This is a genomic window from Marinobacter sp. V032, from assembly GCF_052645435.1.
In genome coordinates this window covers 1,118,854-1,139,283 of sequence record NZ_JBQXYE010000001.1, presented here as the reverse complement: position 1 = coordinate 1,139,283, position 20,430 = coordinate 1,118,854, and the positions used below count along the sequence as shown (strand labels likewise).

Annotated in this window: 19 protein-coding genes; 4 read left to right on the top strand and 15 right to left on the bottom strand. The window is 57.6% G+C overall.

Features of this window, described 5'->3' with window-relative positions; genetic code table 11:
* Nucleotides 1-23: 23 nt before the first annotated feature.
* From ACUN9X_RS05230 to ACUN9X_RS05220, 3 genes are read left to right on the top strand one after another with little or no spacing between them, the layout of a single operon-like run.
* Complete coding sequence (locus tag ACUN9X_RS05230) at nucleotides 24-938, top strand: LysR family transcriptional regulator (protein WP_260038335.1); 915 nt, start codon at nucleotides 24-26, stop codon at nucleotides 936-938.
* On the top strand, nucleotides 931-2,226 hold the full coding sequence (gene pepQ, locus ACUN9X_RS05225; RefSeq protein WP_445472408.1) for a Xaa-Pro dipeptidase: 1,296 nt from the start codon (nucleotides 931-933) through the stop codon (nucleotides 2,224-2,226). The genes ACUN9X_RS05230 and pepQ overlap by 8 nt, the downstream gene beginning before the upstream one ends.
* Nucleotides 2,227-2,252: 26 nt before the next feature.
* Nucleotides 2,253-3,287, top strand: a complete 1,035-nt coding sequence (locus ACUN9X_RS05220; protein ID WP_260038339.1) for a threonine aldolase family protein — start codon at nucleotides 2,253-2,255, stop codon at nucleotides 3,285-3,287.
* 135 nt (nucleotides 3,288-3,422) lie between these two features.
* On the opposite strand, the gene ACUN9X_RS05215 is transcribed toward ACUN9X_RS05220, so the two are convergent.
* The 15 genes from ACUN9X_RS05215 to ACUN9X_RS05145 form a co-directional block, all read right to left on the bottom strand.
* Nucleotides 3,423-4,418 carry an AgmX/PglI C-terminal domain-containing protein gene (locus tag ACUN9X_RS05215; protein ID WP_445472407.1) on the bottom strand — a complete coding sequence of 332 codons (996 nt, stop codon included), beginning with the start codon at nucleotides 4,416-4,418 and terminating at the stop codon, nucleotides 3,423-3,425.
* Complete coding sequence (locus tag ACUN9X_RS05210) at nucleotides 4,415-4,918, bottom strand: ExbD/TolR family protein (protein WP_445472406.1); 504 nt, start codon at nucleotides 4,916-4,918, stop codon at nucleotides 4,415-4,417. The genes ACUN9X_RS05215 and ACUN9X_RS05210 overlap by 4 nt, the downstream gene beginning before the upstream one ends.
* Before the next feature lie 44 nt (nucleotides 4,919-4,962).
* Nucleotides 4,963-5,460 carry an ExbD/TolR family protein gene (locus ACUN9X_RS05205; RefSeq protein ID WP_445472405.1) on the bottom strand — a complete coding sequence of 166 codons (498 nt, stop codon included), beginning with the start codon at nucleotides 5,458-5,460 and terminating at the stop codon, nucleotides 4,963-4,965.
* A 57-nt stretch (nucleotides 5,461-5,517) separates the two neighbouring features.
* Nucleotides 5,518-6,222, bottom strand: coding sequence for a MotA/TolQ/ExbB proton channel family protein (locus tag ACUN9X_RS05200; RefSeq protein ID WP_260038346.1), 705 nt, complete (start codon nucleotides 6,220-6,222; stop codon nucleotides 5,518-5,520).
* Nucleotides 6,223-6,378: 156 nt separating this feature from the next.
* Complete coding sequence (locus tag ACUN9X_RS05195) at nucleotides 6,379-6,714, bottom strand: hypothetical protein (protein ID WP_445473215.1); 336 nt, start codon at nucleotides 6,712-6,714, stop codon at nucleotides 6,379-6,381.
* Between the two features lie 3 nt (nucleotides 6,715-6,717).
* Nucleotides 6,718-7,317, bottom strand: coding sequence for a tetratricopeptide repeat protein (locus tag ACUN9X_RS05190; protein WP_445472404.1), 600 nt, complete (start codon nucleotides 7,315-7,317; stop codon nucleotides 6,718-6,720).
* Nucleotides 7,307-10,156, bottom strand: coding sequence for a tetratricopeptide repeat protein (locus tag ACUN9X_RS05185; protein ID WP_445472403.1), 2,850 nt, complete (start codon nucleotides 10,154-10,156; stop codon nucleotides 7,307-7,309). Before ACUN9X_RS05185 ends, ACUN9X_RS05190 begins: the two co-directional genes overlap by 11 nt.
* Nucleotides 10,153-12,213 (bottom strand): tetratricopeptide repeat protein, encoded by a 2,061-nt coding sequence (locus tag ACUN9X_RS05180; protein WP_445472402.1) that lies wholly within the window; start codon nucleotides 12,211-12,213, stop codon nucleotides 10,153-10,155. The genes ACUN9X_RS05185 and ACUN9X_RS05180 overlap by 4 nt, the downstream gene beginning before the upstream one ends.
* An 8-nt stretch (nucleotides 12,214-12,221) precedes the next feature.
* Nucleotides 12,222-12,761, bottom strand: coding sequence for an AraC family transcriptional regulator (locus tag ACUN9X_RS05175; protein WP_260038351.1), 540 nt, complete (start codon nucleotides 12,759-12,761; stop codon nucleotides 12,222-12,224).
* Between the two features lie 17 nt (nucleotides 12,762-12,778).
* A complete protein-coding gene (locus tag ACUN9X_RS05170; RefSeq protein WP_445472401.1) occupies nucleotides 12,779-13,945 on the bottom strand; it encodes a DUF3570 domain-containing protein in 1,167 nt (388 codons plus the stop codon).
* Nucleotides 13,932-14,171, bottom strand: a complete 240-nt coding sequence (locus ACUN9X_RS05165; RefSeq protein ID WP_445472400.1) for a DUF4266 domain-containing protein — start codon at nucleotides 14,169-14,171, stop codon at nucleotides 13,932-13,934. The genes ACUN9X_RS05170 and ACUN9X_RS05165 overlap by 14 nt, the downstream gene beginning before the upstream one ends.
* Nucleotides 14,172-14,178: 7 nt before the next feature.
* Nucleotides 14,179-14,655 (bottom strand): TlpA disulfide reductase family protein, encoded by a 477-nt coding sequence (locus ACUN9X_RS05160; protein WP_445473183.1) that lies wholly within the window; start codon nucleotides 14,653-14,655, stop codon nucleotides 14,179-14,181.
* A gap of 98 nt (nucleotides 14,656-14,753) precedes the next feature.
* The gene (locus ACUN9X_RS05155; protein ID WP_445472399.1) at nucleotides 14,754-15,401 is read right to left on the bottom strand and encodes an outer membrane beta-barrel domain-containing protein; all 648 of its coding nucleotides are present in this window, start codon (nucleotides 15,399-15,401) and stop codon (nucleotides 14,754-14,756) included.
* Nucleotides 15,371-16,156, bottom strand: coding sequence for an outer membrane beta-barrel protein (locus tag ACUN9X_RS05150; RefSeq protein ID WP_445472398.1), 786 nt, complete (start codon nucleotides 16,154-16,156; stop codon nucleotides 15,371-15,373). Before ACUN9X_RS05150 ends, ACUN9X_RS05155 begins: the two co-directional genes overlap by 31 nt.
* Before the next feature lie 57 nt (nucleotides 16,157-16,213).
* The gene (locus ACUN9X_RS05145; RefSeq protein WP_445472397.1) at nucleotides 16,214-18,820 is read right to left on the bottom strand and encodes an HzsA-related protein; all 2,607 of its coding nucleotides are present in this window, start codon (nucleotides 18,818-18,820) and stop codon (nucleotides 16,214-16,216) included.
* Nucleotides 18,821-19,211: 391 nt separating this feature from the next.
* On the opposite strand from ACUN9X_RS05145, the gene ACUN9X_RS05140 reads away from it, so the two are divergent.
* A complete protein-coding gene (locus tag ACUN9X_RS05140) occupies nucleotides 19,212-20,429 on the top strand; it encodes a hypothetical protein (protein WP_260038355.1) in 1,218 nt (405 codons plus the stop codon).
* The last annotated feature ends 1 nt before the right edge of the window (nucleotide 20,430 follow it).

Sequence of the window (20,430 nt, the reverse complement as noted above, 5' to 3'; positions counted from 1 at the left end):
GAAGAGGATGGGATGAGGTAGCGATGGAAGTACGCTGGTTAGAAGACTTTATGGCGCTGGCCCGAACCCGGCATTTCTCCCGTGCAGCCGAAATTCAGCATGTGAGCCAGCCGACGTTCAGTCGCCGGATAAAGCTGCTGGAAGAGGCCATGGGGACCACTCTGATTAACCGTCAGACGTTGCCCCTGTCGCTGACACCGGCTGGTGAAGCCTTTCATGACATGTGTGTCCGGGTCACCCGGGACGTACGGGATACCCGCGACCAGATTTCGGCCCTGGAAGCCGAAGCCGCCACACGGATCAGTGTCGGCGCAACCCAGGCCCTGTTTTCCCACTTCTTTACCAACTGGGCAGAGCGCACTGGCCTCAGAGACCGGCTGGAGATCAACCTCAAATCCACCAACTGGATTGGCGAGGACTTCCTCAACGCGCTCGACAACGGCGAGTGCGACCTGATCCTGTGTTACTGGCACGATCATTTACCTTGGAAACACCGGCTTGACGGCGATCGGTACGAGTACCTGACGCTGGATACCGAACGACTGGTGCCCTTCAGTATCAACAAGGAAAACGGGGAACCGCGGTTCCAGTTGCCCGGCACCGAAGAACAGCCCGTGCCGGTGATTGCCTACCACCATCGCGGTTTCATGTCGTCGGCCATCATGGGCAAACTGAACCAGACGTCCCCCCAGGCTTACCTGCTACCCCTGAATGAAAACAGCCAGTCATCCAGCATCAAGGCGTTGGTCAAACAGGGATTTGGCATGGGCTGGCTGCCACTGCGATTGAGCGAGAAAAGTGAACAGTTCGGCAAGCTGCAACGTGCCGGAGACGAACGCTGGGATGTGACCGTTGAAATCCGCCTGATCCGTCTGCGGGACACGCGCGCCGACGACACCCTGACCCTTTGGAATGAACTGGTGAAACAAAATGCCTGATACCGACCGCGATGCCTTGCAACTCGAGCATATCCAGCAGCTGGAATCAGCCTACGCCAGGCTGCTCGAACAGCACCGCTATGATGCCATCCTGATCAGTTCCGGCGCTGCCCCGATACGGTATGCCGACGATCAGTATCACCACCATCAGGGATACGGCCACTTCCTCCACTGGACCGGGCTGACCGGTATCGAACACAGCTGGCTGCTGATCCAGCCAGGCAAGCGCCCGCAACTGTGGCTGCATGCACCGGTTGATTTCTGGCATGCCACACCGGACCTGCCCAACGAACCCTGGACCCGGCGTTTCGACATTACCCCCACAACATCCGCTGAAGCACCGGACCTTGCCTCCGTCGGGCGCCTGGCGGTCATTGGCGATCCAACAGGCCTGGCCGGGATCGCCGGCGACCATAACCCGGAGGTGCTGACAGCAGCCCTTGATGAATTGCGCGTTCACAAGTCAGCCTATGAAATCGATTGTATCGAGTACGCCAATGCACATGCCGCACTGGGACATGACGCGGCTCAGGATGCCTTTCTAAACGGTGGCAGCGAATTCGAGATTAACCTGGCATACCAGCGGGATACCCGACAGCGCGAAGCAGATGCGCCCTATCACAGCATCATTGGCGTGAACGACCACGCCGGCATCCTGCATTACCAACACTATGATGCTCGCCGCCCGGTTCAGCCCCGCAGCCTGCTGATTGATGCCGGGGTTCGTTACCGGGGTTACTGTTCCGATATCACCCGCACGGTGCACGGCCCCGGCGAATTGCGCTTCAAAACGCTGATTGATGGCGTGGACCGATTGCAAAAACGCCTGTGCGATGCGGTTGGGCCAGGTGTGGATTACATCGACCTGCACATGAAAACCCATCTGGGCATCGCCGCCTTGCTGCGCGCCAGCGATCTGGTTCAAGGGCTGGATGAAGAGGCAATCGTCGAGACAGGTATCAGCCGAGCCTTTTACCCTCACGGGCTCGGCCATCTGCTCGGCATTCAAGTGCATGATGTCGGCGGCAAGCCCACACCGCCGCCTGCCCATGCGCCTTTTTTACGATTGACCCGTCCGCTGGCCAGCGGCATGGTGCTAACCATCGAGCCGGGGCTGTATTTCATTCCGTCACTGCTGGACCCCATTGCCAGCGGACCGCACGGCCAACACCTGAATCTGCCCCTGATCGATGAACTCAAAGGCTGTGGCGGCATTCGCATTGAAGACAATGTACTGGTCACTGACAGCGGTTCCCGCAACCTGACACGCCCTTACCTGCCACGCTGAAATCAACGAAAGCCAACGGAGTCACCATGCCACGGGACGAGCAGTTCGCAAGTGATAACTACGCCGGTATCTGCCCTGAGGCCTGGCAATTCATGGCGAAAGCCAACGAACAGGATGCCAGCGCTTACGGCGAAGATCCCTGGACGCAGCTCGCTGCAGACCGACTGCGCGAGACGTTCGAGTCCGACTGCGAAGTATTCTTCGTATTCAACGGTACAGCCGCTAACTCGCTGAGCCTCGCCGCCATGTGTCAGTCGTTCCACAGCGTCATCTGTCACGAGCTCGCTCATGTGGAAACAGACGAGTGCGGCGGGCCGGAGTACGCCTCCAATGGTTCAAAGCTACTGGTCGGCACCGGCCCCAACGGCAAGCTGACGCCGGACAGCATCGAAAAACTGGTGACGCGCCGTACCGATATCCATTACCCCAAGCCCCGGGTAATTACCCTGACCCAATCCACCGAGGTGGGCACGCTTTATTCCATCGAGGAGCTGAAAGCGATTCGTGAGGTCGCCGATCGCCACGGCTTGCGGATTCATATGGACGGTGCGCGCTTCGCGAATGCGGCGGCTGCGCTGGGCGTCTCCCCTGCCGATATCACCTGGCGCTCAGGCGTCGATGTCCTGTGTTTTTCGGGCACCAAAAACGGCCTGGCTGTGGGTGAAGCCATCCTGTTTTTCAATCGGGAACTGGCAGAAGATTTTGAGTGGCGCTGCAAGCAGGCCGGTCAGCTGGCGTCAAAAATGCGATTTATCTCCGCTCCCTGGTGCGGGCTGCTTGAGCAGGATACCTGGCTGAAAAATGCAGCTCACGCCAATGCCTGTGCCGAAAGGCTGGAAGCAGGCCTGCAACAGCTGGATAACATTGAGCTGACCTTCCCTCGCCAGGCTAACGCGGTTTTCGTTGACCTGTCTGACAAGGTGCAGTCGGTATTGCGTGCAAAAGGCTGGCGCTTTTACACCTTCATCGGCGGCGCGGCGCGCTTTGTCTGTTCCTGGTCGAGCACGCTCGAAGGGGTTGATGCGTTGGTGCGGGATATCGGGGAAGCCGTAGCGGAATAATCCGGTCACGGCCCATTCGCAAAGCGTCCGGGCCAGAGCGTGAAACGCGCCGGACAGAACCGGACTATCGGACCGGTCAGGCAATCGGAGGGTGTTGCAAAACGCCGCATGCGCAGCTTTTCTGCAACCACCGCCTCAGCCTGACAGCAGTTCAATCGGATAGCGAATGGTCGTCCTGTCGACGCCCGGCCGGGCACCGAAGTTGACCAGCCTCAGGCGGCTGCAGATTTTCTGTTCCAGCGCCGGCTCATTGAGAGTGGAATCCACCACTGAGCAGTTCGACACCACACCGTTCGATTCGATAACCAGCTCGGGCGTAATCTGGCCCTGCAGCGACGGCTTCTTGCGCAGCGCGCGGTTATAGATGCTGTAGATCGCCGACTTGTTGGCGTCCATCGTACGACGCAGTTCCTCACGGGAACGCTGGGTTTCCTGACTGCGTGATGTCTGCTTACGCTCTTCGGCCTCAACTGCCGCCACCACAGATTCAGACTGCTGAACCTCTGCACGCTGGCGAGATGCCAGTGCAACTTGCTCGGTCTTCTGACTCAGCTGGGCCTCATCGACACCCTGACTGCGAGTGGTCCGGGTTGCCTGGGCCGCCAGCTTGTCGTTGGACTTGCGCGCAATCGGCTGGGCGGTCACGGTTTTAGGCTTATCCAGCTTGACGGTCTCGGCCATTGCGCTCAGCTGGGACAACTGACTGCTCATCGCCAGTACGCCTGAGGTCTTTGCCTTTTCACGCGCCTTCTGTACTTCTTCAGGCGCGGGTTCCGGCTTCTTCGCGACCTGAGGTTTGGGTGTTGGCTTGACCTGCACCGGCTTTGGCTCGGGTTTCGGTTTGGGCTTCTCGGCAACTTCCGGCTCGGGCTTCTTCGGTTCCGGCTCTGGCTTCTTCTCCTCTTTCTTTACCACCGGTTTAGGGGGGTCTTTCTTTTCGAGGATGAGTTTGGCCAGCTGTGGAGGCAGCGCTTCGCGTTCCTCTCTGGCCTGTTCAGGCAAGGTCACCCAGGTCACGTACACTGCCATCACCAGAAACAGCGGCAACAGAACAGACGCGATAATCAACAAGCGCCGGCGCTCTCCCGGCTCCTGGTTCCAGGCCAGACCACGGTTCGTCAATGTGCTCATCCGGCCTCCCTGGTGCCGTCCTGACTGACCGCGAGGGATATGGCGGCATAGCCCGCATCAACACAGGTCGACATGATTTTCTTCAGGAGTTCGTAAGGGAGCTCCCGATCCGCAAGAATCGTAATCGGGCGACCGGCTTCCGGCACTGATTGGCTTGAGCGACCGGCCTGATAATTCAGCTCGGTTTTCAGCGTCGGCTCCACATCACCGTCAAAAGCCAGCAAGGCCTGACGCTTGAGTACCGGCCGGCCACTGACCAGGATATCCTCGTCGGTTACCGTCACCGCCAACACATCCGCAGGCGGCTGATCGGCATTCGACACAGGCAGCTCGATTCCGCTTTCAGGATTCAACACCTGCACATCGTTGGAGGAGTTCACCATCAGGAAGAAAACCAGAATAGTGAAGATATCCATCAACGACACCAGGTTCAGCTTGCTCGTCTGCTTGCCACGGCGCTGATGTCGCTTGATGCGCTTTGCTTTGGCTGACTCTTTCATGCCTTACCCTTGATTCTGATATCAATACGCGTTGAAACCGTCACTCAGGATTCACCCACGTTTTGCGGCGCGTCAGCGATCGATATTTCGGGAAACAACTCGGCATCGACAACACTGCCTGCTACCACGGTTTCGTAGGAGCGGACGGTATCCATCGCCGATACCAGGCTCTGATAGGAGGTTTGCTTGCGGGCCATGATGACGATGTCACGCTTGTCCGGAACCCTCGCCTTGACCTCTTTCATGACCTGACCGAGCATGGCGAAATCGTGGCCCTGCTTGTTATCCGCGATGCGCTTGATCACCCCTGCCTTGTTATCCGACACCACCAGCGCATCATCCAGAATGATCACCTGCAACTGCAGCGATTCGGCCTGCTCTGCGGCGCTGCCTTCCGACTGGGGAAAGTTCAGCTCCAGCACGCTGGTGTGTGCAAAAACCATATTCAGCAACAGCACGGGCACCAGCACGATCATGAGATTCATGAACGCGGTGATATCCAGTTCTGGCTCGGTGTGTAACCGGCGGTGTTTACGCCTCATGACCTGGCTCCATAACCTGCGTCAATCTGTTCCTTGCGACTAACCAGCAACCGGCGATCAGGCCGGCGTGCCGGCTTTGCCTGCGGCGCCGACGCTGGCCGGAGCTGGCTGAGCTGCGGCTGCAGTCTGGGCAGCGGCCTTGGTGTCACTGACGAGGTTCAGTACCTTGACGCCGGCCATCTCGAAGCTGTCGACAATTTCATTGGTCTTGGTCTGCAACAACGAATGAATCAGCAGTAGCGGAATGGCTGACATCAGACCAAATGCGGTCGTGTTCATCGCCACCGAAATACTCTGGGACAACAGGCTGGCTTTCTCCGCCGGGTCGGCAGAGGCAACCGCAGTAAAGGCTGCGATCAGGCCGATGATGGTGCCCAACAGCCCCATCAGGGTGGAGATGTTGGCCAGGGTCGCGAGGTACTGGGTGCGTTTCTCGAGCCGGGGCATCACTTCCAGCAGCCCTTCCTCCATGGCGTATTCGATTTCCTCACGGGACTGGCGACGGGCCAGGCGCTGCAGGCCACCACCGACCATCTGTGCCATCGCGCTACCGGACTCCGTCGCGTATTTGATAGCGCCACGCAGTTCACGGTTTATCAGCAACTGGTGCAGTGTCTGAAAGTCTTTGCGGTTGGTCCGTTTCTGGGCCGAGAGGTAGACATAACGTTCAATGGCAACAATCAGTCCGATCAGCAAGACAACAGCAATCGGATACATGAAAAAGCCACCTTCCTGAAAAAAGCGAATGGCGGTTTCAATCATTGTGGGTTCACTCCCGGTCATAAGGTTTGTCGGCATTAGAACAGCAAATGCGCGCTCGCAGGGTAAGTTCGCGCAAGCATTTGTTGCTTATTGTTTTCACAGGATTTTACGCACAACGAAAACGTGACACGGTTCACGTTATGCGTCAGTTTCGAGTTATTGGTCGCGGGTTTCGTCTTCGTCCAACGGCGCATGCTGGGCTTCAAACTGGCGGTGGTAGCTCAACATGCGCTGGAACTCCGCTCGCTCGAGAGGTGCAATTGACGCCTGAACCATCAGCTTTTCATCCGGCCGTTCGAGACCCTGCACTTCCGGCGGCTGCCAGGGCACAAGGTACATAACCGTCGGCATTTCCTGATCGCCCCGGATCAGGGTGCCGTCAATGGTCAGCACCTCGGTCTCTTGCGCACCGGCAATGCTGGCGAGCATCACCATAACCGCCAGGGCCAGCCGCTGGAGAACGGCTATTCTCTTGTTCGTTCCCGTTCTCATGGTTTACTCCCCGATGCGATTCTTGAGATCAAAGATCCAGTCTTTCAGACGTGGGTCCGGCTCATCCGCTATCGTCTGGTAGTGCTGATAATAGCCCAACGCTTCGGCTAACTCGCCACGATAAAGATCCAACAGAATGGCCAGATTCAATACCGCCGGGGCGAAGTCAGGATCGGTTTCAAGTGCCTGCCGATAATCGTTTTCGGCGGTGTCGAAATCGCCACGCTCCCGCGCCAGCATACCCAGCGCGTTGAGGCTCTGAAGCTGAGCCGGATCGATCGCAACGGCCTGTTCGAACAGCACTTCCGCGTCATCCGGCTTATCCTGCGCCATTGCAATCGAGCCCATATTCACCAGCGGCGCTGCCAGTTCCGGATGGGCTTCGTGCAAAGCCAGATAAATCTCCTTTGCGCTGTCCAGGTTGCCCGCATTCTGCAATACAACGGCCTCGTGGAAGTGAGCCTGTATTTCAGCCTGCTCTTTGGTAAGCGATGCGTTTCCGTCAACTGATCCGGTGTCCGGCGCACTGGCACAGGCAGCCAGCAGGCTGGCAAAGCCGGCGACCAACAGATAGCGGATCAGCGCCGTTGGTTTAATAGACATTTTCAACGATCCCCGCATTCAGCTCAGGTTTGTTGTAACGGCCGGGCAGCAAGCTACGGAGCGATTCAAAGCTATTACGCACCCATTCATCGTAAATACCATCCCAACTACGCTGCGCATTCTGTTCATGGATAGCGATGGCGTTGTCTTCAAACGGATAGGCCTGTTCTTCCAACAACAGCTCGTACTGGGACAGCTCCAGTTCGCTCAGCCCGTCCGGCCGCTCTGATTCCATCAGTGCGGTGCCCAGCTGGGCATAGAGATCGGCAATCCGGTAGCCTGCTTCGGTGGAGAACTTCGATACGCCGTAGTCTGCCGTTTTCTGATAGGCCGCGACGGCTTCTTCCAGTGCGCTTATCTTGGCACCGAGGGTTTCCTGCAGCGGCTGGGTGATGGTCAGCGCGCTGAAGTAGCGGTAAGCGTCGTCAGCAAACACGGCCGATGCGGCCGCCGCCTGATAGCGCATGCGATCATCCGCTGAAGCCGGGTTGCGATCGACCGCGTCCATCTGCTTCTGCAACCAGAGCCGGCGCTGAGTGGGCTCGCCGGTGTCTTCATACAAGACAGCCAGTCTGTCGGCGGCATCCATGTAATCCGCCAGTGGCTCGGGATAGCGATTGGCGTAATCACTGTAGGCGCGAATGGCTTTCTGCTGGTTGTCAGCGCGGTCGTAAAGTTGCGCGGTGATAAACAGGGTGTCGCGCTTCTCGTCGTCGGTAGTGGCAAGCCCGACCATACGCTGTGACTCGTCGGCGGCCTGCTCCCACTGCCCGGTTTCACGATAGGCCAACGCCATCTTTGCCGGCAGGGTGTCGATCATTGCATGCTGCGGATAGGCCGCACGGAAAGCCGCCATTACGCCAACAGCTCTGTCCCACGACTTCATTTCGATCAGATAATTGGCCGCATCGTATTCAGCATTCGCCCGCAGCGCAGAAGTGGGTGCCACCTCGCCAACCCGCAGCAATTCATCGACAGCCGCCGTTTTGTCACCCGCCGCAAGAAATGCCTCGGCTTGCTTGTAAACGGACGCCGCCAGATTCTCCAGCACATCAGCGCGTCGAGTATCGTCTTCCGGCAAGCGCAGAAGCGCATCCTGGTAGGCCATCTCGGCAAACGGATAGTCGCCCATCCGGTAGAGGCTGTGCGCCTTGATCAGTCGGGCATCCAGCAATACGGTTTCGGCCGGAACCGGCTGCCAGTCGATGATCTGTTGGGCATGTGCCAGCGCATCCAGATACTGCTGCTGCTCGAAATCCTGCTGGGTGGCAATGTAGAGAATATCGATGGCCCGCGGGTCTTCCGGGAAACCGGTGACAAATCGCAGACGACTTTGCTGTTCGCGCTGCTTCAGCGACGCCAGAATCTCGGGCGAGCTGTCAGCCGAGGCTTTCAGATAATCCTGATATGTCAGGATGCCGGCATAAGCGGCTTCTGCGCCTTTGGGCTGCGGACCGAAACCATAGGCCACCCGCTCAAATGCCTCAATCGCCTGTGGCCACTGCTGCAACTCAACATGGGTTTCCGCTAACAGAAACACCATGTCCGGCGTGTCAGGGTGGCGCGGGAAGGTCGCCACAAATGCCGCATAATAGTCGGCCGCCGCCTGGAACTCCTTTCGGGCCTCTTCAGGTTTGTTCGCTTTTTTGGCACGTTGGGCGATCACATAATGCCGGTTGGCCAACTCGGTCAGGAGCGGTTCAAGCTGGGTCAGCAGGTATTGCCGGTCTTCGGCAGACGCCTGCTGCCAGTAAGTGCCGGTAATGCTGTAATCCCGCACAAAAGCGGCTTTGCGCTCGACGATCGTGCTGGTGAAGCCGGCCTTTTGCAGGGTGTCGATAATGGCAATGTGATAGCGCGGTGCCCAACGGCTGTCCGGGTGCAGCGCAATATAGCGTTCGTAGACATCGATCGCGTCAGAATACTGCTCCTTGGCAACCAGCAAGTCGCTGTATCGATCGTAGACAACAATCTCGTAGGGCTTGCTGCCGACCTTTTCAAACAGTGCCTGCAGGCTGTCTGCTCCGCCGGACTGGGTGAAGCCCAACCCCATGACACGGAACAGGTCACTCAACAGTGTCTGGCTGCGCTGATCGACCGCTGTCGGTGACTGCCCTTCCGGCATGACCCGATCGAGCACACGGGTGTAGCTCACCAGGCTACTGTCGTAATCCCCCAGCTTGAACAGGCACCAGCCGCGCATATACCAGGCATCGGTAACAAAGCGCTGATCGCTGGCGTCGTCGCTGTTTTGGGCAAGACCAATAACCGACTGGAACGCCTCATCTGCTTCTGCGTAATAGCCCTGAGTGAATAACAACTCACCCCGACGGAACTGGGTTTCGATGCGAAAATCGGAATCCGGATAGCCTGCCACCAGCGCATCCAGCGTCGCCATATGAGCCTGGGTGTCGCCATTCAGATCCTGCGCTTTGGCGAGCTGGTATAGCACCTGATCGTTGGACTTGCGGTCAGGGTACTTTTCCAGCAACTGCTGATAGGCATCAATCGCCACATCAAGATCTGCCTGTGCAGTCTCGACCATCCGGTCCTCGGCCTGATGGAAGCGCAGGTCCGCCAGCCGGTGCTGTACCTGTACAATCCGCGCGGGATCATCCAGCAACGGCAGCAGATCCTCGTAATCCTGTATCACCTGATCAAGGCTGACCGGCGTCCTCTGCCCGGTCTCCACAATGGTGGGTGCGGGCTGGAGGCTTCCGAGTGTATCGGGTCGGGCTTGCGGTTCACCGGCGCCAAACAGCCCCGAAAGGCTCTGACAGCCCGCCAAGGTACCCAGCAACACAGCAACCGCTAACGGACGCAATCCAACAGACGTCATGGCTGCGCCTCCCCACTGGCAGGCGTTTCAGGCGTCGCTGTGGCGCCTGACTGGAACAGCAGATCTGACAACCGGGCCTGGGCATGACGGGCCGCCAGCAGGTAGCGTTTGACCTCCGATTCCTGGCGCGCGATCTCACCACTCACCTGCCCGATCAATGCATCACGGGCCGCATTCAGGGCGCTGTCGAGATCGGCATCAAGGCTGGCAATACGCTGCTGGCTCACGCTGACTCGCTCGGCCAATGCTGCGTTGCGATCATTCGAACCCATTTCACGTAGCAGCATCCGGTTCTTCTCGCGGAACGCTGCCATCGCCTGATTCAGCTCACGCAGCTGCTTCTGGGCAGCCCAGCGGTTGACCGCGTACTGATTACTCACTTGCCATTCGAAGTAGGCCTTTATCCGGCGGATCTTGTCCCGCTGGGCGGCGGTGCTGTCGTCGTTCGGTAATGCGGCGAGCGTGTTCTCAACCTTGCGAATACGCTCAGCAAATGCCTTCTGTTCGTCAGACATGAAAAATGCCGCGTCACCGGCCTGATCGGCCGCTTCAATCTCGGCGTTGAAGGTCGCCTGCTGTTGGTGCCACTCATCAGCACCCAGTGATGCCAGCACCGTTTCTGTCTTGTCGATCTTGACCCGGCGCTGCTCCGCCCTGGTTTCGAGCATGACCTCGAATGACGCGAGCTGGCGCTGCCAGCGGGTCATCTTGTTGCGCAACTGATACAGCGCGTGCAGATCCCGCAGAGCCAGCTGAAACTTCTCGGAGGACAGCAGTAGCGCCAGATTGAAGTCGTCTGGCTGCACATCAAGACGGCCGTATGCATCAGCCGTTATGCCATCTTCGGTGGCAAAGGCTTGCAGGGCCGGGGAAAGAGCACCCACGTCAGTGGATGAGCCATCTGCATCAAACCGGAGCGCGGCCAGAATACCGGCTTCCGTTAACGACTGACGGGACTGAACCAGTGTGTCGAGCAGGGCCTGATAATGATTTGCCGCCGCACGATAGGCCTGCAGTGCAGACTTCTGCTGATCCAATTGCTCAAACACGAATCCGCGGGCATAGGGGACTTGCTGCAGCCATGGCGTAAAGAGCGGCCGCTCCTGCAAGGTATTCAATGCCTGTAATGCCAGCCCCCAGGACTGCGCCTCGGAAGCTGCAACCGAATACCGGTAAAGCGCTTCGTCAGAGAACGCGCTGGTCAGGCTGATTTCCGCCAGTCGCGCCAGCGCCAGATCGGTATCACCCTGTTGCTGGTAGACCTGCCCCAGGCTCAGCAGTGATCTTTCACGCAGAGCCAATTGCTCACGCTTCAGGGCGAGCTCGTCCCGGCTTTCCGGGTCATCTGCGTTTTCCTCAAGGTCAGCGATGGTCTCGCTGTCCACGCCGGCAAGGTCTTCGCTTAAACGCTCCAGGCCCAGAATACCCGCGTTCTGACCGCCGTCGGCTGTTCCCTGGTCAAGTTCAAAAGCCGCCAGGTTGTAGCGCAGGTAGGCCTGCCAAAGCGGTGCATCGGACAGGGATTCAATATCGTTTGTCACTGCCTTGAGAGCCTTCGCCGTGCCTGCACGCAATGCCAGCTGGCCTTTGAGGTAGTGCCATTCGGCAGTCAGCGGCTCTTCTTCATCTTCCCAGGCTTCGGGGTCGACACGGTCCAAAGCATCGATGGCGTTGGCGTTATCGCCTTCCAGATAAAACACCTTCCCCAGATAGAACCAGGCCTGGCTGCGGGTTGACGCCGGAATGTCCTCCGTCAATAACTGCTCAAACAGGCTGCGGGCTTCACGGGTCATGCCGTAGGCCAGCATCAGGCCGCCTTTGACGAGCAGCGGATGATCGCCGTGTCCCTTGATGCCACCTTCGTGCTCGGCAACCGCCATGCGGGTCAGCGCGTCGAAACTCTTTCCCTGATAGTAATCATAGAGAATCGCGCCGTAGCGCAGGTCCTGCGCGCGTTCCGGCAGTTCATCGTCCGCCACAACCGGACTGGCCGCCAACAGCGCAGTAGCCAATGCAGCGCCCTGCCACATGGTTTTTTTCAGGAAAGACAATGACACGGGTCTGCTCATTCCCACTCGACAATATTGACGCTGGGCTGGTAGCGGGATGACTCGTCCTGAATCCGGATTTCCAGGGCTGCTACATCAGTGCCCTTGTCCATCATCAGTGTTGCAGCCTGTTTGTAGGCTCGGTTGTCAGGCCCCATGCCTTCAATAAATGCTGTCACTTCATGAGGCCCGGTTTTGAGGTTGCCGATATACAGCCGCTGCATACCGCCGCGCTGGAGAGCTTTTGCCTGTCGCTCGGTATAAAGATGCGCCGCCACGATATCGTCATCGACTTTTAGCTTGACGCTATCGAGCTTGAGAAACTCACCGGCATTCAGGCTCAGGAATACCGTGAACTGGGTGCTGGCGGGAAACAGCAGATCCTCTTCCAGAATAAACAGGTCCCGGTTCAGTTCGATCACCTTTTTCTTCATGCTTTCAACGCTGTCCGCAACGGATGCACCGGCGCTCTCATCGGCAGCGCTGGCCGTGTTCATGGCGCCCAGCAATACCAGACCGGCCAGCAGAAAAATCATTGATTGAATACGTTTACCCATAACCGTCCCTTGAATGCTCAATACTCGATAATGATTGATGCCCGGGTGACAAAGGCATCAAATCCATAAAGGGGTTCTTGTCCCGGCAGGTAGTTCCCGCCGGTGGTGACATCCCGAAAGTTGTCATATTCGAAATTCAGATAATCCAGCAGCAGATTGAACTGCAACCGGTCGATACCGGGGAGTGATGCCTGACGCAGCTCGTAGGTCACGCCAGTGCCAAACGTGGTACCCGAGAAGGTACTCAGTTCCTTGTCCCGTCCCAGGTGATTTTGCGAGTTCGCATAGGCGTAGAGATCACTGTAGAAATCAGCCTGATCCTGCATGTAGTAGCGCACCCGTCCTTCGACCGTCCATTGCGCTGTCAGCGGATGCACATAGGCCATCTCGAAGGTGTGAGCCTGGATGCCCCAGCTATCATCGAAGTAGCGATACTCGCCACGCAACGACGCCCGGTACGGCAGGTAGTACATGGCCCGGGTGGCCACCGCAAAACTGGTGCGGGTTTCGGGATACTGCTCCGGCTGATACAGGTATTGGGTGCTGTCGGCCGGATCCAGATAACGGTTCTGGCGATAGGGGTTCTCCAGAAACCCCTCATCAGTAACGGCTTCCAGATCAATGCCCATTACCGTGTTTTTGGTGATGACCTGTGACAGGCCCAGCTGGTAATTGCGGCGGTCTGCCTGTTCATCAAAGTTGGTATTGCCCACTTTGCCGACATCATCCCAGCCCTGGGCATAGCCCATTCTCAGGGTCGACAATCCGCCGAAAAATTCCTGACTGACCGAGAAGAAGACCGTGTTCGCCTCGTAGTCGTTCTCGCTGCTGTTGGTGTACCCGAGGCTCAGAATGGCACTGTCATGCAGGTAGTCCACGCCTGCGGTGTACTCCGTGCGTTCCTCTTCATATTTGCTTGCAGTCGCCAACACATCCACCGAGGCTGCGGATACGGAATCCACATAATACTGCCCCGTGAACGACACCTGAGAGCCGGCACTTTTACGCACCAGCACCGACGGGCCATCAATGACCATGCCGCCGCCATCGTAGCGATGATAGAGCACATCGACATTGTCGACCGGCAGAGTCGCCGCCTGAACACCCGACGCCACCAGGCCCGCAAGCAAGATGCAGGCAGCACGGCAGATCGCGGACATGCGCAGCCCGTCAGTTACAGCCACAACCACCCCCGGTTCCACCTTCCGCACCACGCGCACCTTCGCGTGCACCGTAGACGTGATGAATGTAACTGTCGGCATAACCATGGCGGCTAAGGCTCATCACCGGGTCAGCCAGATTCGCGCGCTCGTAGGGTTTGACCCAGGGCTTGATCGAGCTGCAACCGGTGGCGCTGAATACCAGCGCCACCATTAATCCGGCCAAGACGGCTACTTTGATCAGTTTCACAGGCGACTCACTCACGCACCAGCTGTTTGATCTGGGTGACATAATCGTCTTCATAACCCGGCAAATAGCCGTGGTGCAGGAAACGGGCGTTGCCATCGCGGTCAATCATCACGGTCGTGGGCATCGCCTCAACGTTGTAGCGTTCGCTTACTTTGCTGTCGTTGTCGTACAGCACCGGATAGCTCACCGGTACCGCCTCGAGGAAACGGTTGGCATCGGTGGAATCTTCATCCACATTCACCGCCAGCACAGTGAAGCCCAAATCCTTGTACTTGCTGTAGATATCATCAATCAGCGGCATTTCCTGACGACAGGGGCCGCACCAGGAAGCCCAGAAATTCAGCATCACGACCTGACCGCGATAGTCTTCCAGTCGCAGGTTTTTGCCTTGATTACTCTTCAGCGTGAAATCAGGCGCCGGCTCATTCATTTCACCAGCCAGCGCAGAAGTTGCTATCAGCAGGCTGAGCGCCGCCGTAAACATTCGAAGAAAAGCGCGTTGCATATCTGTTCACTCCTTTTGCCCGGTGTGCCAGCCCCGATTTCGGCCCGTTCACCGGCGGTTATGCTTCTAAACCCGAATCAGAAAAATACCGACAAGCCTGTGCTCAATTCAGTATTGAAGGCGGTTTTGTCTTCACCCAGCACATCGATCTGATACATGTGCTCGCGGGCGCTGAAGTTCAGCGCGAGGCTATCGGTCAGCAAAATCTGGTAGCCCATACCGACGTTCCAGGTAAAGCGGTTGTCTCCGGCAAAATCGGTCGAACCGGCACCGGCCACCAGATAGAAATTGGTATTGAAGGCGTAGCTTTCGCCGATAAACGCTTCACCGGGCAACACCCGGTAGCCGAAATTGACGTTGTAGTAGGTGTACTCACGATCGTCGTCCGAGAGCAACTGCACGTTGCCAGCCAAAGTCTCGAAACTGGTTTCACCACCCTCGGCAAAACCAATATTGGCCTCCATGAAGAACGACTCACTGAGGTTGTAGCCAAGTCGACCACCCCAAACGAAAGACGAGCCAAAATCTTCGATATTGAGCACACCGGCGAAAGCACCGAGTTCAAAGTTTTCGGTATCGATCAATGCTTCGTCGACATGCTGTGGCCGCACGTCAGGTTCGATCAGTGGCTTGTCATCGTCGGCGGCTAACGCCGGCAGCGATAACAGTGCCAACAGGCTGCCCCCGCTGAGGGTCAGAAAAATACGCTGAGTCCAACTTTCCATTCTGTCGCTTCTTCGTCTGTTTCGCGTTTAGTGAAAATCTTGTAGTCCTTGAATTCGGCTCGGAGGAAGTAACGATCCGCCAGATAAACCCGCAAGCCCAAGCCGGCATGAGCCGTCCAGTTGGTGCGGTCGCCGGGTTGGGACAGGGTCGCCTTCGGCTTGATGTAAATCTGCCCGCCCCCAAGAGTGAAAAACGGTGACACCCGCCAATAAGGGAACGGCTGGTGCACGAGGTTGCCGTTGATCATCAGTATTTCCGACGCCGAGCCCAGCACCTGGGAACCCGACAGTTCGACCGACAGGTTCTCCGTCATCCCGTAGCCGCCGTAGAGGGATGTCACGGTGCCGCCTTCGAACTGCCCCATCATCAGCCCGGCTTCCCAGTTGCGGCTGCTGAAGTCATCAAAGCGGGGACGCGAGAGCGTTACCTGCTCGCCCTGGCCGTCCAGCGTCAGCAACAGATCGTCGATATGCACCCAGCCTTCCCGGCCATGATCATCCTGCACCTTGAACCACTGGGTTTTGCGCATCAGCAACGTCAGCCACTCCCCCTTTTCGCTGACCCGGATCACCGGATAGGCGGACGCCGGCCCCGTGTGCCACTCAATAAAGGGTTCCGCTACCTGCACCTGTGGCTGCGGCTTGTCATCCCACCACCAGCCATCTGCTGACGCCGTGCCGGCACCCAGCGCGAGCAACGGCATGAGCAGCCACAGAAAACGGGTACAGCACAGTGTCGATGTCTTACTCCGCATGGCGTGTCGCATCACTCTCGCTGTAGGGCATCACTGCCCGCACGTCGGCCGTCGTCATCAGTCTTCCGGAGCGTCAAAGGGGTTGTTGTAATACTGGGCGCCGATATCGAGCCACTCGGCTATCAGTTTCAATTCGATATCAGTGAGGAAGCCCTCATGAGCACCGCCGGTGCGAAACAGGTTCATAAACCGTCCGCTCGCTCTGGCGCCCGCAGTGCGCATGGACGAAGGCACGTTCACGGTTGTCAGAATCGGAATCGGGTTGTCCATATCGTCCAGTACAAGCTCGCCGTCTTCATCACGCTCGAATTCACCGGTTTCAACCAGCCTGTCGACCAGGATGCCCCCCTCGACTTCCTGTTCATTGTCGTTAAACAGGAGTTCCCGGTAGGCCTTGAACTGATCGGGATCGCTATTGGACGGGCCGTCAGTCAGGTCGAGTTGGGCCGCGGGCACCTGCAACACATCAGCAGCGTCTTTTTCGGTATGGCAGCCAGTGCAGGTGAAATTATCAATTTCAGTCACGCCATCCACGTCATAGAGCGGGCGGTCCAGACTCCACATTGGGTGGATATGCTGCTCGTAATTGATGACGGTGCGGCAGAACGTGGACCACTCAGCGGCGCAGGCCGCAATAATGGGCTGGGCTGTCATCAGATCCGCATAGGCATAACTGAACGGCTGTGCTTTGGCTGTCACCGCCGGATTGGTCCATTGGTCTTCAAATACAGCATCCGGCGTCAGCTTGCGCACACCGTTGATACGAGCAAACGTCTCGGCCATGGTTTCGCCCATATTAGCCGTCAACGCAGGCTCCGAATTGGGGAATGGCAACCCACTGGTCGTTGCGCCCGAGTAAACCGCAGCCGGCCCTGCACCAGGACGACCGTGCGGCACCTTGCTACCGGCATCATGGCAGCCGTGACAGGTCACAGTTTCACCTGGCCGGACCTGAAGCCAGTTCTGGTGGCGATCGGTAATCCGCTGCCCTGACTGATCCAGCACACTGATCGCAAACGCCACATTGGCGGGTACGGCAACACGCACTGAACCATCCGGCTCGACCGGCACATAGCCCAGAATTTCGCGCATTGACTGGGCCGAACTGCGCCCAAAAGCGGAGTTATCAAAATCCCGCACCTCGTCATCCGGGATCGATACTGCCTTCTCGATCCGCACAAACCACGCGGGCCGATTCTGCGGCAACGTTTTCACCGGGTCTGCTGCAGCCCGAATACCACCCGGTGCTGTATCAACACCATCCTCGTCGTACACACTGCGGATATCGATGACACCCAGCCCTTCCGATGCCAGTGTCTGAGATTCGCCATAGAGCGTGGCATCCGGAATATAGGTAGGCAGAGCGCGAGCTGTCATCAGCACGGCTTCGTCAATCTGCTGACCTTCCACCGGCCGCTCGATCGGCAACTGGGTATCGCTGTCAGCATCCAGCAGCCACAAGCCGTACACAGGATCAGCCGCGTCATACTCATCAGAGGCCAGACGCGCTTCAGTGCAGTTGGTAATCGTGCCATCATTCAGTCGAGTCAGCCGGCAAGGGCTCCAGCTCGCCAGGTAGCGACGGGTCCCATCGAACAGGGGCGACGTCATGCCATAGCGACCATTCAGCCCTTGCTCCCCGGCAACCTCAAAACCGGCAACCAGCGGCGTTTGCCCCTGCCCTTCAATGCCCTCCAGAGTCGTGCCTGCATCCACATAACGATCAATGTCGATGGCCGTAGGCAACAGGCTCAGATCGTTCGATTCAAACCCGCGCAGTTGGGCCAGCACGGTGCCGGTGTCTGTTTCGACAGGGTTAAAATACTGAACCGTGATCGCATCGCCGGCGGAATCGTGCGAGTTGCGCCCATAGAGATAAGTCAGACCGGTGCCGTCTGGGTTTACCTGATACAGGTTAACCCCGTTGTCGCGGGTCTGGCCGGCGTTATCCCAACGACTGAACAGCACCTTCCCATCGGCTCGCACCGAGGGATCCAGATCATGACTCTGGTTGAAAGTGATCTGGTCGATATCATCCCCATCGCCGGTCATTACATGCAGCACGAATGCAGGCACATCACGCTCTTCTTCCAGCGCACTGAACTGGGGTTTGCCTTCATCCAGGAGAATCGATTTGGAAGCCCGCTGGCGGGTCGAGGAAAACACGATACGACCGTCCGGAAGGTAGGCAGGTGCAATATCCTGGCCTGCTTCAGCAATGGTGTCGGAGCTAATCAGGCGGCGCAGCGCCCCCTGGGTAACGTCGTATTCCCAGATATTCCAGGTGGGCTGATCTTCTTCGTCGGCGTTTTCTATCTCGGGCGCGCGCATGGCAAACACAAGGCGATTGCCGTCGTAAGACACATCCAGGTCCCGGACGTCATAGCGCAACTGGCCCGCATCATTCAGGAAGGACGCATCAGCAAATGCAGCAGATGTAATATCCCGGGAGACTGCTCCGGGGGAGGCGCTGTTTTTCAGGAACAGGCGAGCACCGGGGCGAAACATGGCGGGGTCGCGACGGTCATCGCCCATCAACTCACCGTTTTCGTCACCGAACTGCAGCGGGCGCTTGATAAACGCCACTGCATTTTCAACAACAACGGGGTCGGATTTTTGCTCACTATCGCTACCGCATGCTGTCAGCGATAGCAAAACGCCCAACAGCAGCCCCCCTGAAAAAAAGGAACGGGCCGGGCGTCGAGAGCGATCAGTGCAACCTGATGCAGGGGGAATCTGGTGTGTTTTACGGTAATGCAAAAGGTCGCCTCAAAGCATCCTGCCAACAAACCCCGTAGGGTATGTGTGCAACTCTCATCCTTACTAAACAAATTGTGTTAATTTCTGTAAAACCTTGTTCCACACCTCAAAACTACACTTGCTTACATTTCGGCTTTATGGAAAGCCCTTAAGACCGCTTATTATGTTGCCTTCCTAAGAATTTTGGCCTAAAAAGACCAGCCAGAATACACGTGCGTCCTGAATTAAGCACAGGGAAATTCAGTGTATTAGCCGGTTAACGTCCCCCGGTTACCGAAAACCCAGGATGAATAGAATGACATCACGCAGTCCTATCGGACGCAGTTCGCTCTGCAAAACCATCACAGCGGCCTGCCTGCTCACAACGTTTGTAATCGCACCAGGCGCTGCCAACGCCATTAGCCGTGACCAGGCCAAACGCATTCACGAACGGATCACCGGCGTGCCGCCAACTGCAGAAAAGCTGACAGAGATGGCCGGAGAAGATGCAATTACCGCAGCGCTCGATGCCACCGAAAACCCTGCGTTTTACGATGTCACCCTGAAAAACTTTGCCGCACCCTGGACGAACGAAGCCATGTCCAGCTTTGTGCCGCTGAATGATTACACTGCAACAGTGATCGGCGCGGTGCGTGACAATCGCGACTTCCGCAGCATTCTCTTCGGCGACTATCTCTACACCGGCGGCAGTGGGCTTGGCCTGCCAGCCTACTCGAACACGAACAACGCACATTACGAGCAACTGGAAGAGAGTGGGGTCAGCCTCAAAGACAACCTGCAGTATGTGACGCAGTCTGCGGTCAACGGCCTGCCTCCAGAAGCCACCGCCGGCATCATGACCTCGCGCGCGGCATCCCAGGCGTATTTTAGTGGCGGCACCAATCGCGCCATGTTCCGCTTCACCTTGTTGAACCATCTGTGCAACGACCTCGAGCAGGTCAATGACGTGACCCGGCCCACCGACCGCATCCGACAGGACATTTCCCGCAGCCCCGGCGGCGACAGCCGGGTGTTCCTGAACAGCTGTGTCGGTTGCCATAGCGGCATGGATCCAATGGCCCAGGCCTTCGCCTATTACGACTTTGAGTATGACGCCGATGCCGATCCCGACGGCAATCTGGGCCGTCTGGTATACAACACCGTCGGCACTGTTGATCCCGAAACCGGCACCCGGGTACAGGGCAAGTACCTGATAAACAGCGCCAACTTCGAGCATGGATATATCACCCCTGACGATCATTGGGACAACTACTGGCGCCAAGGCCCCAACGCCCGTTTGGGGTGGTCATCAAACGGGCCTGACGGTTCTGGCTCAGGAGCCAAATCACTGGGCGAGGAACTGGCGAAGTCAGAGGCGTTTGCCGAATGTCAGGTTAAAAAGGTGTTTAGAAATGTCTGCTTCCGCGAGCCGAATCAAAGTCAGATCACTACCCTCGTCGGAGGCTTCAAGACGAGCAATTTCAGCTTGCGACAGGTGTTTGCCGAGTCCGCCGTCCAGTGTATGGGGGACTAAT

Bases quoted from the DNA above. Each gene is read 5' to 3' on its own strand.
- ACUN9X_RS05200 (WP_260038346.1), bottom strand. From the start codon at position 6,222: ATGATTGAAACCGCCATTCGCTTTTTTCAGGAAGGTGGCTTTTTCATG.
- ACUN9X_RS05185 (WP_445472403.1), bottom strand. From the start codon at position 10,156: ATGACGTCTGTTGGATTGCGTCCGTTAGCGGTTGCTGTGTTGCTGGGT.
- ACUN9X_RS05195 (WP_445473215.1), bottom strand. From the start codon at position 6,714: ATGAGAACGGGAACGAACAAGAGAATAGCCGTTCTCCAGCGGCTGGCC.
- ACUN9X_RS05140 (WP_260038355.1), top strand. From the start codon at position 19,212: ATGACATCACGCAGTCCTATCGGACGCAGTTCGCTCTGCAAAACCATC.
- ACUN9X_RS05215 (WP_445472407.1), bottom strand. From the start codon at position 4,418: ATGAGCACATTGACGAACCGTGGTCTGGCCTGGAACCAGGAGCCGGGA.
- ACUN9X_RS05175 (WP_260038351.1), bottom strand. From the start codon at position 12,761: ATGGGTAAACGTATTCAATCAATGATTTTTCTGCTGGCCGGTCTGGTA.
- ACUN9X_RS05190 (WP_445472404.1), bottom strand. From the start codon at position 7,317: ATGTCTATTAAACCAACGGCGCTGATCCGCTATCTGTTGGTCGCCGGC.
- ACUN9X_RS05210 (WP_445472406.1), bottom strand. From the start codon at position 4,918: ATGAAAGAGTCAGCCAAAGCAAAGCGCATCAAGCGACATCAGCGCCGT.
- ACUN9X_RS05230 (WP_260038335.1), top strand. From the start codon at position 24: ATGGAAGTACGCTGGTTAGAAGACTTTATGGCGCTGGCCCGAACCCGG.
- pepQ (WP_445472408.1), top strand. From the start codon at position 931: ATGCCTGATACCGACCGCGATGCCTTGCAACTCGAGCATATCCAGCAG.
- ACUN9X_RS05220 (WP_260038339.1), top strand. From the start codon at position 2,253: ATGCCACGGGACGAGCAGTTCGCAAGTGATAACTACGCCGGTATCTGC.
- ACUN9X_RS05205 (WP_445472405.1), bottom strand. From the start codon at position 5,460: ATGAGGCGTAAACACCGCCGGTTACACACCGAGCCAGAACTGGATATC.
- ACUN9X_RS05150 (WP_445472398.1), bottom strand. From the start codon at position 16,156: ATGCGGAGTAAGACATCGACACTGTGCTGTACCCGTTTTCTGTGGCTG.
- ACUN9X_RS05160 (WP_445473183.1), bottom strand. From the start codon at position 14,655: ATGTTTACGGCGGCGCTCAGCCTGCTGATAGCAACTTCTGCGCTGGCT.
- ACUN9X_RS05155 (WP_445472399.1), bottom strand. From the start codon at position 15,401: ATGGAAAGTTGGACTCAGCGTATTTTTCTGACCCTCAGCGGGGGCAGC.